15 protein-coding genes and 2 tRNA genes are annotated in these 13,615 nt (G+C 31.3%); 7 read left to right on the plus strand and 10 right to left on the minus strand.

Annotation, left to right across the window (positions count from 1 at the left end; translation table 11 throughout):
• Positions 1-66: 66 nt before the first annotated feature.
• The 4 genes from menB to EL082_RS08670 are packed head-to-tail and all read right to left on the minus strand — an operon-like array spanning position 67 to position 4,689.
• Positions 67-885, minus strand: coding sequence for a 1,4-dihydroxy-2-naphthoyl-CoA synthase (gene menB, locus EL082_RS08655; protein WP_002450736.1), 819 nt, complete (start codon positions 883-885; stop codon positions 67-69).
• A complete protein-coding gene (gene menH / locus EL082_RS08660; RefSeq protein WP_049416444.1) occupies positions 878-1,681 on the minus strand; it encodes a 2-succinyl-6-hydroxy-2,4-cyclohexadiene-1-carboxylate synthase in 804 nt (267 codons plus the stop codon). The genes menB and menH overlap by 8 nt, the downstream gene beginning before the upstream one ends.
• Positions 1,668-3,341, minus strand: coding sequence for a 2-succinyl-5-enolpyruvyl-6-hydroxy-3-cyclohexene-1-carboxylic-acid synthase (gene menD, locus EL082_RS08665; protein ID WP_002465624.1), 1,674 nt, complete (start codon positions 3,339-3,341; stop codon positions 1,668-1,670). The genes menH and menD overlap by 14 nt, the downstream gene beginning before the upstream one ends.
• Positions 3,334-4,689 (minus strand): isochorismate synthase, encoded by a 1,356-nt coding sequence (locus EL082_RS08670; RefSeq protein WP_002465617.1) that lies wholly within the window; start codon positions 4,687-4,689, stop codon positions 3,334-3,336. Before EL082_RS08670 ends, menD begins: the two co-directional genes overlap by 8 nt.
• 172 nt (positions 4,690-4,861) lie before the next feature.
• On the opposite strand from EL082_RS08670, the gene EL082_RS08675 reads away from it, so the two are divergent.
• A complete protein-coding gene (locus tag EL082_RS08675; RefSeq protein WP_002465619.1) occupies positions 4,862-5,800 on the plus strand; it encodes a 1,4-dihydroxy-2-naphthoate polyprenyltransferase in 939 nt (312 codons plus the stop codon).
• A 54-nt stretch (positions 5,801-5,854) separates the two neighbouring features.
• Here the strand turns inward: EL082_RS08675 and EL082_RS08680 are convergent, their stop codons facing one another.
• Positions 5,855-6,409 (minus strand): GNAT family N-acetyltransferase, encoded by a 555-nt coding sequence (locus EL082_RS08680; protein ID WP_015365209.1) that lies wholly within the window; start codon positions 6,407-6,409, stop codon positions 5,855-5,857.
• A gap of 203 nt (positions 6,410-6,612) precedes the next feature.
• Here EL082_RS08680 and EL082_RS08685 point away from each other — a divergent pair, with 203 nt between their 5' ends.
• From EL082_RS08685 to EL082_RS08690, 3 genes are all read left to right on the plus strand, one after another.
• Entirely contained in the window at positions 6,613-6,825 is a 213-nt protein-coding gene (locus EL082_RS08685) for a TM2 domain-containing protein (protein ID WP_002465642.1), read from the plus strand.
• A 100-nt stretch (positions 6,826-6,925) separates the two neighbouring features.
• Complete coding sequence (locus EL082_RS12120; RefSeq protein WP_019235857.1) at positions 6,926-7,027, plus strand: SAR1012 family small protein; 102 nt, start codon at positions 6,926-6,928, stop codon at positions 7,025-7,027.
• A 223-nt stretch (positions 7,028-7,250) separates the two neighbouring features.
• A complete protein-coding gene (locus EL082_RS08690; RefSeq protein ID WP_002465605.1) occupies positions 7,251-7,607 on the plus strand; it encodes a DoxX family protein in 357 nt (118 codons plus the stop codon).
• A gap of 946 nt (positions 7,608-8,553) precedes the next feature.
• Here the strand turns inward: EL082_RS08690 and EL082_RS08695 are convergent.
• The 3 genes from EL082_RS08695 to EL082_RS08705 form a co-directional block, all read right to left on the minus strand.
• Positions 8,554-8,642: transfer RNA gene (locus EL082_RS08695), tRNA-Ser, on the minus strand.
• Position 8,643: 1 nt separating this feature from the next.
• Positions 8,644-8,718 (minus strand) — tRNA-Asn (locus tag EL082_RS08700).
• Between the two features lie 147 nt (positions 8,719-8,865).
• A complete protein-coding gene (locus EL082_RS08705; protein WP_002465629.1) occupies positions 8,866-9,435 on the minus strand; it encodes a competence protein ComK in 570 nt (189 codons plus the stop codon).
• 218 nt (positions 9,436-9,653) lie between these two features.
• Between EL082_RS08705 and EL082_RS08710 the strand changes: the two genes are divergently transcribed.
• Positions 9,654-9,872 carry an IDEAL domain-containing protein gene (locus EL082_RS08710; protein WP_002465640.1) on the plus strand — a complete coding sequence of 73 codons (219 nt, stop codon included), beginning with the start codon at positions 9,654-9,656 and terminating at the stop codon, positions 9,870-9,872.
• A 79-nt stretch (positions 9,873-9,951) separates the two neighbouring features.
• Here EL082_RS08710 and EL082_RS08715 read toward each other — a convergent pair whose 3' ends face one another.
• Positions 9,952-10,938 (minus strand): lipoate--protein ligase, encoded by a 987-nt coding sequence (locus tag EL082_RS08715; RefSeq protein WP_002465637.1) that lies wholly within the window; start codon positions 10,936-10,938, stop codon positions 9,952-9,954.
• Between the two features lie 204 nt (positions 10,939-11,142).
• Between EL082_RS08715 and EL082_RS08720 the strand changes: the two genes are divergently transcribed.
• Together EL082_RS08720 and EL082_RS08725 are read left to right on the plus strand one after the other, a co-directional pair.
• The gene (locus tag EL082_RS08720) at positions 11,143-11,328 is read left to right on the plus strand and encodes a YkvS family protein (protein ID WP_002450747.1); all 186 of its coding nucleotides are present in this window, start codon (positions 11,143-11,145) and stop codon (positions 11,326-11,328) included.
• Positions 11,329-11,333: 5 nt separating this feature from the next.
• A complete protein-coding gene (locus EL082_RS08725) occupies positions 11,334-11,936 on the plus strand; it encodes a CPBP family glutamic-type intramembrane protease (protein WP_002465620.1) in 603 nt (200 codons plus the stop codon).
• Between the two features lie 155 nt (positions 11,937-12,091).
• On the opposite strand, the gene EL082_RS08730 is transcribed toward EL082_RS08725, so the two are convergent.
• Positions 12,092-13,600: a bifunctional metallophosphatase/5'-nucleotidase gene (locus tag EL082_RS08730; protein WP_002465613.1), complete on the minus strand. Its 1,509-nt coding sequence runs from the start codon at positions 13,598-13,600 to the stop codon at positions 12,092-12,094.
• Between the last annotated feature and the right edge of the window lie 15 nt (positions 13,601-13,615).

Consider the following 13,615-nt stretch of genomic DNA (forward strand, 5'->3'; position numbering starts at 1 on the left):
ACTTGTTGTTATTAAGAGATGCATTTATCATCGCTTATAACAATCAAGTGGTTTTCTTATGAGATCCTATGGGAATTTAGGGAATTGGTCAAAGTCTGGATCACGTTTTTCTTTAAATGCGTCACGACCTTCTTTAGCTTCATCAGTTGTATAATAAAGTAAAGTTGCATCGCCTGCCATTTGTTGCAAACCAGCTAATCCGTCTGTATCTGCATTCATTGCAGCTTTTAAGAAACGTAAAGCAGTTGGTGAATGTTTCATGATATCTTGACACCATGCAACTGTTTCATCTTCTACTTTATCTAATGGGACTACTGTGTTAACTAAGCCCATATCTAATGCTTCTTGTGCATTATATTGACGGCATAAGTACCATATTTCTCTTGCTTTTTTGTGACCAACGATTCTAGCTAAATAGCCTGAACCATAACCAGCATCAAATGAACCTACTTTTGGACCTGTTTGACCAAAAATCGCATTATCTGCTGCAATAGTTAAATCACATACAACATTTAATACGTTACCGCCACCGATAGCATAACCACGTACCATTGCTATAACTGGTTTAGGAATAACGCGGATTAAACGTTGTAAATCTAAAACATTTAAACGAGGGATTTCGTCTTCGCCAACGTAACCACCATGTCCACGTTTCTTTTGATCTCCACCTGAACAGAATGCTTTATCTCCTTCTCCTGTTAAGATAATCACTGAAACATTCTGATCATCACGTGCACGTGAAAATGCATCAATCATTTCAGCTACTGTCTTAGGAGTGAATGCATTACGTACTTCTGGACGATTGATAGTTACCTTTGCAATACCTTCGAAAAATTCATATTTAATTTCATCATATTCTCTAAGTGTTTCCCACTGTCTAGTCATTTTGCTCCTCCTTTAAAAAACCTAATATTATTGTATCAAATTCCGTGCTATCTTCCACATGAATTGTATGTCCTACATCAGAAACTATTGTTTTTCTGCTATTAACAATTGAATCTTTCAATTTTTGTGCAATTTTTACAAACTTCTCATCTAGCTCGCCTGCCATAATATAAGTTGGTATATCGACTTGTGATAGTAATGGCCATAAATTAGGCATATGTCCTGTACCATAATCTCGTAAAGCTTTTGCTAATCGGTGAGGATTCTGACTCATTCTATTATCACGAATTTGCTTTTTAACTGATTTATCTAAGTCATACTGTGATTGGAACAGTGGTAATCGTTCCCAATCATTGACAAATATTTCTAACCCAGCTATTTCTAGCACTTTCGTTCTTGCAGCATCTACTTGTTGTCTCTCAATTCGATCTTCTTCACTTTGAATACCTGGTGATGTGCTTTCTAATATTAAACCTGCAAGTTCTATCGAACCATGCAACGCATAATATAAAGCTACCCTACCTCCCATTGAATAACCAAATAAATACAACTGGTATTGTTGATATTCGGATAAAACTTGATTCAATGCTTGATTAATAAAATCAAAGCTCCATTCTATATCCATTGAAGTTCCATCTTCTCCATGACCAGGTAAATCAACTACCAATACGTTAGTTTGTTCGGTTAACTTATCAATATGATTATCGAAAGTTGTGCCATCGCTAATAAATCCGTGTAACAAAACTATCAATTGCTTCGATGATGACTTTGATTGATAAAAATTATGATATAACATTAATCATTTCACTCAATTTCTTATATAAAATTTGATGTTGTTGTAAATTATCTTCTCTATCTGTGATTATTTCATAAACATTCGAACCTAATTCAGATAACGATTCATATTTAAAATCATTTAAATGCTCAAAACGCTTAAAATTAAAGTCATACAACAATGCCGCATGTTCAAAATCTAAACCAGTTGGCGTTCCGAATAATCTCTCGAAATATGCTTCTGCTGATGCTTTTTGAGGTAAATAAGAAAAAATACCCCCACCATCATTATTTAATAACACTATATTTAAATGTATGTCATTAATTTTAGACATGAGCAAGCCGTTCATATCATGATAAAAAGCTAAATCACCGATGAGTAACGTCACTTTTTTATGTACTGCCATACCTAATGCAGTAGAAACAACACCATCAATGCCATTCGCACCACGATTAGCATAAATTTCAGCTTCATTATCAAATAGTAAATTATCAATATCTCTAATTGGCATACTATTACTTACAAATAAAGCATCTTCGTTAGTTAATTTAGAAATCAATGTGCCAACATATGCCGCTTCATCAGTAGCATGTTGTAAATAATCATTGATTTCAATGCGAGCTTGCTTTTCTAATGATTGCCATTGTTGTAACCATGCTTTTCTGTCTACTGTTCTTTCTTCCATTAGCGATCTGAAAAAGTCATTAGCCGATATTTCATATGATACATCTGGCGGTACAGGAAAAACATCTATTTTATCGTTATTTTGAACTAATATTTGAAATGCTGAAGTCGATTTTAACCATTGATTTAACTTTTTAGAAATAACTGGTTTACCTACTCTAATTACGAAATCAACATCCCAATCCATACCTGCTCTATATAATAAATCATATGTTGTTATGACATTAGGATGATTATGTCGTCTTAACTGACTTAGTGGATCTGCCAACACTGGTATATCGAAAATCGTTGAATAAGTTAAAATTTGGTCTACCTCTTGATGTTGCATATCTCCAACAATAATTAAACCTTTAGACTTTTCAATTTTATCCTTAATTGGATCAACATGTATCATTTTTTGATAATGAGGTAATGTTTTTGTTTCTGATTTCAATAATTCTGTTCTATCTAAATCAGGTGTTAATGGCTCTCTAAATGGCATATTAAAATGAATCGGTCCTTTATGTGGACCATAAAGGTACTGACTAGCAATTTGCATTTGGTAATGTATCGTATCTAGCATATTTGTAGTACCGTCAGCAATTGGCATATCAAATTGGAAATTAACATAATTACTGAACATATTGACTTGATTGATAGCTTGTGGTGCACCTACACTTCTTAATTCATGTGGTCGATCACTCGTTAATACAATCAGAGGTATACGACTAATTTGACTTTCTGCAATTGCCGGTGTGTAGTTAGCCGCCGCTGTACCAGACGTACATAAAATAGCAACAGGTCTTTGACTACCCTTGATTAAACCTAATGCAAAAAATGCCGCACTACGTTCATCAGGATGAATCCAAGTTTTGATGTTAGGATGTGCTTCTAATGCAATAGCTAACGGAGTCGAACGCGACCCCGGGCTAATCACAACTTCTTTCACACCATATGCAAATAGTTCTGATGCAAATGTAAAGACCTGTGTCGTCAAAGCTTCATTTTTATTACTCATGTTTATCTACTCCTAAAGCATTCATCATTGGTGAAAATTTTACAGCTGTTTCAGCAATCTCGCTATCTGGATCAGAATCTTTAACTATGCCACATCCAGCAAATAATGTTGCTTGATCGCCTTTTATCAACATAGATCGAATGGCTACTATAAATTCACAATCATCATAGACATCTATATATCCTACAGGTGAACCATATAAGCCACGCGTGCCAAATTCTTTTTGTTCTATAAATTCTAGTGCTTCATCTTTAGGATAGCCGCCTAATGCTGGTGTTGGATGCATTCGATCAATTAACCCAATATATGATTGTTCTTTTAAATTACCTTGTATTTTTGTGAATAGATGATACAAATGGTCATTTTTTAAAATGTTTGGTGTTTCATTGTAGTATACATCTTCAACATATGGTTGAATATCATTCAATATACTTTCCACTACAATTTGATGTTCATTTAAATTCTTTTTATCATTTAGAAAAGCTTGTAAGTTTTCTTCATCTTCCTGTTCATTTTGAGAACGTTTAATTGTACCTGCTACTGCTTTAGTTGAAAGCACTTGATTTTCAACTTTTAATAATTGTTCAGGCGTTTGTGAAAAGAACACAGATTCATTAGATTCAAGTAAGAAGATATAACTGTTTTTTTCATTCTTTAATGCTCTAGTCAAAATATATGGAATACTTATCTCTTTATCAAATTTAATTAATCTTCTACGTGCAAGTACAATTTTCTTAGAATAGTCAATACTATTAATCGCTTCTTGTACTAAATCTCGCCATTCATCTAAATAGATATCCTCCATACGAGTAACATTCCCCAGGTGATCATCTTCCATATCGACATTGGCTTGTTCCAAATCATTGACTAATGACTTGAAAGTATCCATTTCAAATGTCTTTTTTTCAGTTGTATAAGTTATAAATGTTCGATTATTTTCAGTAGAAATCAACACCTCAGGTAGCACAAAATGATTTAATCCATATGCTCGCCATTCATCATCAGATTTATGTTTTGAAAATTGGAATCCACCACATAAACGTAAATGATGTTTCTCACTATCTGGATGAATTAACTCTATATCTTTTTTTAACGTTTCCCATTCTTTAAAGATAGACTGTTTATTTTCGAAATCATTTTCAAATTTTCGAATCGCATGATAACCGAAATATGAAGATTGATTGTCATTTAATCGCAAATAAAAACGATCGCCTGCTTGCGATTCAGTTATATGAAATAGAGTACTTGGATCTAATTGCTTGTCTAACTCTACTTCAACAGAGACCCAATCCTTAGAACTTCCATATAGCTTGTCGACAATCTCATCTTCTCTTACGTTAACAGTCATTCATCTCACTTCTTTCTTCTATATTTACTCATTAGTATATTGTATCATTTTTCAATGCTAATTTTGGTGCGAATTGCTTAATAAACACATGCAATTTTTCACGTGAATTGACCTTTATTCATAATTACTTTAAAATATGAATGTTAAAACTAAAAATTAAGAGGTTATAAAAATGTCAGATCAATATCAACAATATTCAACGGTTAAAAAGTATTGGCAATTGATGAGACCTCATACCTTAACTGCCGCAGTTGTACCAGTTCTAGTTGGGACAGCTTCAGCTAAATTATTCCTACTTGGTAGTGAAGATCATCTTAAATTCAGTCTATTCTTAGCCATGTTAATTGCTTGCTTATTAATCCAAGCGGCTACAAACATGTTTAATGAATATTATGATTTTAAAAAAGGCTTAGATGATCATACTTCTGTAGGTATCGGTGGTGCTATTGTAAGAAATGGTATGAGTCCTAAACTTGTGATGAATATCGCGATTGCTTTTTATATTATTGCCGCCTTACTAGGTATATTCTTAGCTTTCCATAGTTCATTTTGGATTATTCCAATAGGCGTTGTTTGTATGGCAATTGGTTATTTATATACAGGTGGACCAATGCCGATTTCATGGACGCCATTTGGCGAATTATTCTCAGGCGTATTTATGGGTATGATTATCATCTTATTAGCCTTTTTCATTCAAACAGGTAATGTTCAAGGACTAATCATTTGGTTAAGTATCCCTATCGTCATAACAATTGGACTTATAAACATGGCTAACAACATAAGAGATCGTGTCAAAGATAAAGCTAGTGGACGTAAAACACTACCTATTTTACTTGGTAAACGCGCCTCAGTTATCTTTATGGCCACAATGTATGTTGTCGCATATGCACTTGTAGTATTTACTGCCTTATTTAAATCTGGTGGGTCATTATTCTATTTATTAGTTTTATTGTCATTCCCAATGCCAATTAAAGCCGTAAGAAGATTTAACAAAAATGATACACCTGAGACAATGATGCCTGCCATGGCTGCTACTGGTAAAACAAATACTATTTTCGGTTTATTATATGCATTAGGCATTTATATTAGTGCATTGTTAGGTGCAATTTAATACCATTTAATTACTCGGCAATGATTACCATTCATTGTCGAGTTTTCTTTCTAATTATTTATATTTAATCATATGTCTATAAAGATGACCGTAAAGATCGATATCATTCACTGTCTTAAATCCTAATTTTTTATATAGATTTAGCGCTTTTTCATTATCATAATCACAATTTAGACTCCATTTTTTCTCAGGGTACTTCTCCAAAAGATAAGTCATCAGTTGTGTAGCTATACCTTGACCTCTATATTCAGGAAACGTAGCTACGGTTTCAATATACATCTCATCGTCCTCTGCTTCTTTCACTGGTAAAGGTGTACCATATTTACGAATATCTTCATCAAGCGGTAACTTTAACCAATTTTTCTCATAATCAAGTTCGTGTTTACCATCATATGCAATAACACAACCTGCAACTTTGCCATTGACTTCATAAACCCAAACATTTTTATAATAACTTCGATATTCTACATTAACAATACTCAACTCTAGTATGTTCATAATTCTTTCTTGGCTAATTTCATTAACTATATCTAATTCCATATCTTCCCAAATCATAAAACATAATTCAGCGATACGCTTATTATCACTAGGATGTGCTTGTCTAATCATCATATATCCTTCCTCAAAATTTGTCTTAATTTCATTATATAGAAACTACGATATAATATAAATCAAAGGACCTATTTCATATTGAATTTAGAGATTTTGATGAGAGAATTGAACTTTAAGAAGTATTTCTAAAATACATTTTTATGTTTGTTACGTGATTAATTCTTTAATCGATGAATCTTATTTTTAGGAGGTAGCAAAAAATGAGAGTTAATAAAGTCATTTATATATTAGTAGCTATTTTTTTAGGAGGTATTGGTGTTCATAAATTTTATGCTGACAAAGTCGGACAAGGTCTTTTACATCTTGCCTTCTTTTGGACAGGTATTCCAAGTATTGTAGCTATTGTTCATGCTATTATCGTCGCTTTTACTAAAAAAGCTGACAATGACGGTTACATTGTTTTTGAAAAATAATATTTACCCTATTCTAGCGATTTATTTTCCATTCACTTTTAAAACATTAAAAACGGGGTATATATTATTTATCAAGTAAAAGCAAAAGGGAGACATAATTATGATGAACATTATTAAACGTGTAGTAAGAACAATCATAACAGGTTACATTGTTAAAATTATCCGTGATTTGATTTCAGGTAAATCAAACGGAAAAAAATAAAGAATAATATATCGAGAATTACTGCCCATCAATGTATTCATTACAATTGATGGGCTTTTTTATATAAATGGTCATTTAATAAAGACAAAATCTTCCATTCGTTATATAATAAGATAAATTTTATAAGTATTATAATTTTTATTAGAAATTTAAAGTCTTTTATTCTTAATTACTTATGAAATTTACTTTTTTATTTTATAACAATCTGGAGGTCAGTCTATCAATGAGATTTGGAATTTTATTAATTAGATGGATGTTAGCGACATCTTTTTTAGTACATGGCACGTTAAAATTTGTAGACCTAGAAGGTACGATACATTTTCTAGGTTCATTAGGTTTACCCCCACTACTTGCAATTTTAATGTCAATTGGTGAAGTTGTTGGAGGTATCTTCTTGATATTTGGGATTTTAACACCGTATGTTAATGTTTTCTATATTTGTGTGATGTTAGGTTCCATATTCACCTTAAAATTAACTCGAGGATACGTTAGTGGTTATGAGTTCGAAATAATTCATATCGTAATGAATGTAGCAGTGATGAGCAGTTATAGTTGGAAAAAATGGATACAATTTTACTGATCATTTTATTTAATATTAACAGACTTTTGTAAGTATCTTATCACTTTAGGAATACAGCTTGAGTATTGCATTGATATTATAATAAAAAACACCATGATTTTAGATCAGCCCTATGGTTAGATTCTAATTTCATGGTGTTTTTATACTATGATATTCAATTATCGCCTAGCCTCATAGTTGGCTAGCTACTGTGTTCAATGTATTTCATTTTAAAGTCCACGCACTAAAGAATCTTAATTCTTCGAAGTAAATATTATAAGAAGGAAATCAACTCTTGATAAGTCAAAAATCAGTAGAAAAAATAACAGGCTGGGACATAAATATATATTTCAAGTTACATTCATATTTAGGCAGTAGTTGACTGTAAAGTCATTCTTTTTTTTATAGAAATTAGAATGACTTACACATGCGTATTGACTCATGTGTTCAAATTAAGCTTTAGACGTATACATGAACTAAAGTTCATGCATAAAACCGTCTAAGTAATAAATTACAAAGACGGTCTAATGTATCAAGCTTTTTCATTTCTAGTCAACCTTGCCGGGGGACGGGCCCCAAACATAGAGAATTTCGAAAAGAAAATCTACAGACAATGCAAGTTGGGGATGGACAACGATAAAGAAATACTTTTTTAAGAAATTAGTATTTCTTATGCATGAGTTTCACTCATGTATTCCTATTTTAAAGTACACATTAGCTATGGCTAATGCGTAAGAACCACTACATAATAAATGATTAGTGGTTCTTTATTATTTCTGTCCCACTCCCTTATTTATAGTAACGGAGGGACTATCCATTCGCTTTAATAAAGTGTGTTGACCATATATTGACCAAAATATATTAAACAAACTTAAACGGATTTTTAACAAAATAAAAAAGAACGTTGGTTTAACAACGTTCTAGGTAGTTTAAGTAAATCAGAATTAAACTGATTTTTACTATAAAACGGAAACGGAGGGATTCGAACCCTCGCGCCGCTCTCGCGACCTACACCCTTAGCAGGGGCGCCTCTTCAGCCAACTTGAGTACGTTTCCATGGCTCCACAGGTAGGACTCGAACCTACGACCGATCGGTTAACAGCCGATAGCTCTACCACTGAGCTACTGTGGAATAATTAAATTGTAGTGCTTTCTCTATCAAGCACAAATATTATTATATCAATTTTACGTAAATTATCAAGAGATAACTTAAAAAAATATACGGAACATTTACACTATATTAATATAACGTTCCGCATATTTTAAATTTCAACATAATTTATTTATCTACAAATAGCGAATAACGTGATAATGCTTCAAAAATGTTTAATGAGGATTTTTCATAATCGATGGGTTTATCGGGGTCATTAGATTTCATGCGGGATTGTTTATCTACCATATAATAAAAGAAGATTGCGTTGGTATACTGATGCCATAAACTGTGGAATGATACATTAAGGGTAATGGTTTCATTGTTTGCAAATATGATTTTACATTTACGATGTTTTAATTCTTTAATAGATTCAACATAATGCATATTAATCCATAAATTTTCTTCTTGTCGATCTGAATGAGTAGGAAAAAAGTAAGTTGGAAATAAAGGAGTTAATAAAATTGGAGGTTTACTTGAGATACCTGTGATTCGATTGGTTTCAGCTTTTTTACTTAAATAATTGTTACCATAAAATTTGCATGATCTCTCTATAATCTTTTGAACTTTAAATGGGCTTTGTATGACTGTCTTATCAAACCGAATAATTTCTGAACCATTTGGTTGATTTTGATTATCATAATTAGGCCTAATCACCATGTCTCCCTTTCTAATTACGTAAATATTCTGAGTTGTCATTGGGATAACCTCGCTTTATTAAATTTTATTATCTTTTCTAATTTATAGAATCAATAATATGTTTTTTATTTTATAAGAAAAATCACAAAAGTCAAGTTATTCTTAAAGTGTAATATGATACATTTTTTCGTTTAAAATGTCAGAATATTCATTGATTTCAAAATTCAAAAAATGTATAATATCTATATATTAAATTCAAACGAAAGGTCGAGATCCTTATGAATCATAATACAAATGTGAAACATACGACACTTGAAGAATTTGTAACTACAGTTAATGATTTAGGCGTTGAACTAGTCATTGATGAAGCACTTAGAGAGGTTAGAAAAAAAGAGTTGAAATTACTAATTGATGAAGCTTTAGTAAATAAAGACGAGAAAGCATTCAATGAGTACATAACAGAATATAAAAACTTGGAGGCATTTCTCAGTGAATAATTTAGATTCGAGTCATTCAAAATAAGGTCTATTCCCTACTAAAAAAGTTAGAGAATAGACCTTTTAAATTTATATGACTTTAAGACATTAATCTTAATATTTCATTCTTATCTATATCACCAAAATAATGATATAGATTATAATTTGCCAATGCTTCTTCTAAATGGTTAAAGTCATGAAGGCAACCTTCTAAGGCATGTTCTAAATCACTAATGTCACCTTCACCAAAGAAATCACCGAAAATTTTTGCGTGTTCAATTTTACCCTTTTTCACATCAAACTTGATTTGAATAAATCCTTTTTCGAATTTTTCTTCTCGTTCAAAATTGTATTTTGGATTTTTACCATAATTCCAGTCCCAAGTACGGTATTTTTCATTACTTAATTTCTCGATATTTTTCCAATCTTCATCAGTTAATACATACTCTTCAACTTGTTGTTCACCAAATATCGTTTTTAAAATAATTTGTTTAAATTGATCAATATCTAAAGACTCTGTTAAAAATTCTTCAATATTAGCTACACGCTTTCTAACAGATTTAACACCTTTTGATTTAATTTTAGCTGGATTTACTTTTAAAGCATTTTGAACTTCATCAAGCTCACTGTTCAACATTAATGTACCGTGGCTAAACATTCTATCTTTAACTTTAACCATTGCATTCCCTGAAATTTTAGCAGCACCAACTTGAATATCATTACGTCCTGTCATTTCTGCGTCCACACCCAATGATTGTAAGGCTTGGACAATAGGTTCTGTAAATTTCTTAAAGTTATGGAAACTATTACCATCATCATCTGTAATAAAACTAAAGTTTAAATTACCTGTATCATGATAAACTGCACCACCACCTGAAATTCTACGTACGACATCTATGCCTTTTTCATCAACGTATGCTTTATTGACCTCTTCTATCGTGTTCTGATTTTTACCAACAATAATGGAGGGTCTATTTACATAAAATAAAAAATAACTTTCTTCTGAAGGAAGATTTTTTAATACATATTCTTCCATAGCTAAGTTAAGTGTTGGATCAGTTATATTATTATTGCTTACAAATTTCATAACAAACGCTCCTTATAGATTCTCTATATATGCCCTTACCTTATTTATGCACCATTTACATTTAAAATTCCAATTATTTACTCAATAATGACAAAATTTTCATAATTTATGTATTAATTCTAAGAGTTTTTAGTGTTATTAGTTTATTTGTAGTGTATTTTTTAGTACAATATAGTCTAGCTATGAATTAAGGGAGGACTCGAAATGACTGTTGCAGAAGTAGGTAATATCGTAGAATTTTATGATGGTTTAAGAGGCCGAGTTGAAAAAATAAATGATAACTCAGTTATTGTAGATTTAACAATAATGGAAAACTTTAACTCACTAGACTTACCTGAAAAAACGGTTATTAATCATAAACGTTATAAAATTGTTGAACAAGAAGGTTAGTTGTAATGAAAAAAGTTTCGAAAGCTTTACTATGGTTTATAATTAGTTTCATAGTTTTTCATGCCATATTATTTGTTATGTGGGGTGAACACCAAGAATATTGGTATTTATATACTGGAATTATGCTAATAGCTGGGATTAGTTATGTATTTTATCAACGTGATATACATTCTAAACGGTTATTAACATCCATAGGTATTGGAATTATTGCCAGTATTATTTTAATCATTATTCAATTGATCTTATCACTCATAACGTCTGAATTAACTTATGCTTCATTAATAAAAGAATTGGCCAAAACTGGTGTTCATTGGAAGTGGCAAATGTTAGTAACATTAGCATTCGTTATACCTTGTCATGAACTATATATGCGCACTGTTTTACAAAATGAGTTAAATAAGTACAATTTGCCGAATTGGTTATCTATCTTAATCACTGCAATTTGTTCAAGCTCTCTATTTATATATTTAGATAATTGGTGGATAGTACTGTTTATTTTTATAACTCAAATATTACTGTCAATCAGTTATGAATATACAAGACGTATTGCTACAACATCTATTGCTCAAATAGTTGCTATCATTCTTTTATTAATCTTTCATGGATAATTTTTAATATGTTAAATGATTAGAAAATAAATATTTAAAGTATAAGTATAGAGCTCCAAACCATGTGTCCATACATGATTTAGAGCTCTATTTATTTTTTAAAGTAAATTTTTAACCACATACGTTAATTAGTATGAAGGTGTAATAATATCAAATTACTTAATCACTTTAAAGTTATTTTTTAGTTTAATAGAATAATGCTTATCTGATAAATGCTTAGCAATTAGTGTACTCATTGTACTTTCACTAGTATGGTGAATAATAGCATCTTCTAAATATGATTGATAATTTCTATAACAATAATCCGTCATAGTGATCCTATATAATCCATTTAAATCAATTCCATCTAAAGTCACTCGGTTAAAAGGTGCTTGGTTCATATCGACAGTATAGTTAAATCCTTGCCAAAATGTACATAACGTTTCATCAATCAGTGTTGACTTTAACGTATCTTTCTCAAATTCTAGATATGAATATGAAAATTCTAATATACCTTTAATACATTCCCCTTTAATCGTTAAATCAACAGGTTTATCTGGATATGGATATGCATCATATAAAACTCTATTCGTTATGACTCCCTTTAGTCCTTCTTCACCATTTCGAGGTATGTGTACACAACTAATTTGATAATTATAGGCTAATCTAATGCTATCATGTAATAATTGTGCAAAAGGATGGGGTTGACCTACTAATTCTGCTAAATCTTTAACTGGTGCATTTATTTCAGTTTCATTTATCGCTTCGCTTGCCCAATGTTCAACTGCTTTGCGATCATAATACGTGACATTAAGTAATGCTTCATCTTCATCATAATTATTCAAATCAATGACTTCTGGTGAAATTTCCTCAACCTCATATGTATTAGTTCGTTTTTTAAATTTTATTTTTACATGAACGAGTTCTTCTGCATTTTGTCCTGCTTGTACATAAACTGTTCCATGATCTTGACCAACTAATGTTTGATGTTGATGTGCTGTTATGATGAGATCTATAACCCCTAATTCCTCCATCAATATTTCAGCTTCATTGACATTTACTTCATTTTTCTTATTGGATTTACTGATTTTGTCTAATCCACCATGATATATCACTATTAAAAAGTCTGGTTCTTCGATTTCATGTATATATCTAATCCATCTTTTAGCTGATAATAATGTTTTTTCGATGCTCACATCTTCTTCCATTTCTGCATATTCATTTTTCATTAGACCATCGGCTGTTAAACCTACTATTGCAATTTTCAAATTATCAAAATGTTGAATAGAATATGGTGTTGAAAAGTACGGTTCTTTCGTTTTGATATATTCTATATTAGCAGATAACCATGGAAATCTAGATAGTGCAACAGAACGAGTTAAAAATGACAATCCAAATTTAAATTCGTTAGGACTAATGCCACTGGCATCATACTGCATGGCATTCATTAACTTTATCATTGGATGGCGCTTATATGGTGCGACAATAGCATAATAAAAAGCTGCTAATGACCCTGCCAAACTACCACCACTATCTAGTAAGATTACATTTTGATTATTGTTTCTTACTTGTCTAACAAAAGTTCCAGCGCGATATATATTTGAGCCATAATCTCCATTTAAAAAATGACTATGCATATCAGAAGTTGCTATGACATCTACATCGATATTCTCATTTCTCTCCATCTCAACACACCTCTC

This window comes from Staphylococcus warneri (genome assembly GCF_900636385.1).
In the GTDB taxonomy this organism is placed as follows: domain Bacteria; phylum Bacillota; class Bacilli; order Staphylococcales; family Staphylococcaceae; genus Staphylococcus; species Staphylococcus warneri.

Bases quoted from the DNA above. Each gene is read 5' to 3' on its own strand.
- EL082_RS08675 (WP_002465619.1), top strand. From the start codon at position 4,862: ATGTCAGATCAATATCAACAATATTCAACGGTTAAAAAGTATTGGCAA.
- EL082_RS08715 (WP_002465637.1), bottom strand. From the start codon at position 10,938: ATGAAATTTGTAAGCAATAATAATATAACTGATCCAACACTTAACTTA.
- EL082_RS08680 (WP_015365209.1), bottom strand. From the start codon at position 6,409: ATGATTAGACAAGCACATCCTAGTGATAATAAGCGTATCGCTGAATTA.
- EL082_RS08725 (WP_002465620.1), top strand. From the start codon at position 11,334: ATGAAAAAAGTTTCGAAAGCTTTACTATGGTTTATAATTAGTTTCATA.
- EL082_RS08685 (WP_002465642.1), top strand. From the start codon at position 6,613: ATGAGAGTTAATAAAGTCATTTATATATTAGTAGCTATTTTTTTAGGA.
- EL082_RS08710 (WP_002465640.1), top strand. From the start codon at position 9,654: ATGAATCATAATACAAATGTGAAACATACGACACTTGAAGAATTTGTA.
- EL082_RS08720 (WP_002450747.1), top strand. From the start codon at position 11,143: ATGACTGTTGCAGAAGTAGGTAATATCGTAGAATTTTATGATGGTTTA.
- EL082_RS08705 (WP_002465629.1), bottom strand. From the start codon at position 9,435: ATGACAACTCAGAATATTTACGTAATTAGAAAGGGAGACATGGTGATT.
- menD (WP_002465624.1), bottom strand. From the start codon at position 3,341: ATGAGTAATAAAAATGAAGCTTTGACGACACAGGTCTTTACATTTGCA.
- EL082_RS12120 (WP_019235857.1), top strand. From the start codon at position 6,926: ATGATGAACATTATTAAACGTGTAGTAAGAACAATCATAACAGGTTAC.
- EL082_RS08670 (WP_002465617.1), bottom strand. From the start codon at position 4,689: ATGACTGTTAACGTAAGAGAAGATGAGATTGTCGACAAGCTATATGGA.
- EL082_RS08730 (WP_002465613.1), bottom strand. From the start codon at position 13,600: ATGGAGAGAAATGAGAATATCGATGTAGATGTCATAGCAACTTCTGAT.
- menH (WP_049416444.1), bottom strand. From the start codon at position 1,681: ATGTTATATCATAATTTTTATCAATCAAAGTCATCATCGAAGCAATTG.
- menB (WP_002450736.1), bottom strand. From the start codon at position 885: ATGACTAGACAGTGGGAAACACTTAGAGAATATGATGAAATTAAATAT.
- EL082_RS08690 (WP_002465605.1), top strand. From the start codon at position 7,251: ATGAGATTTGGAATTTTATTAATTAGATGGATGTTAGCGACATCTTTT.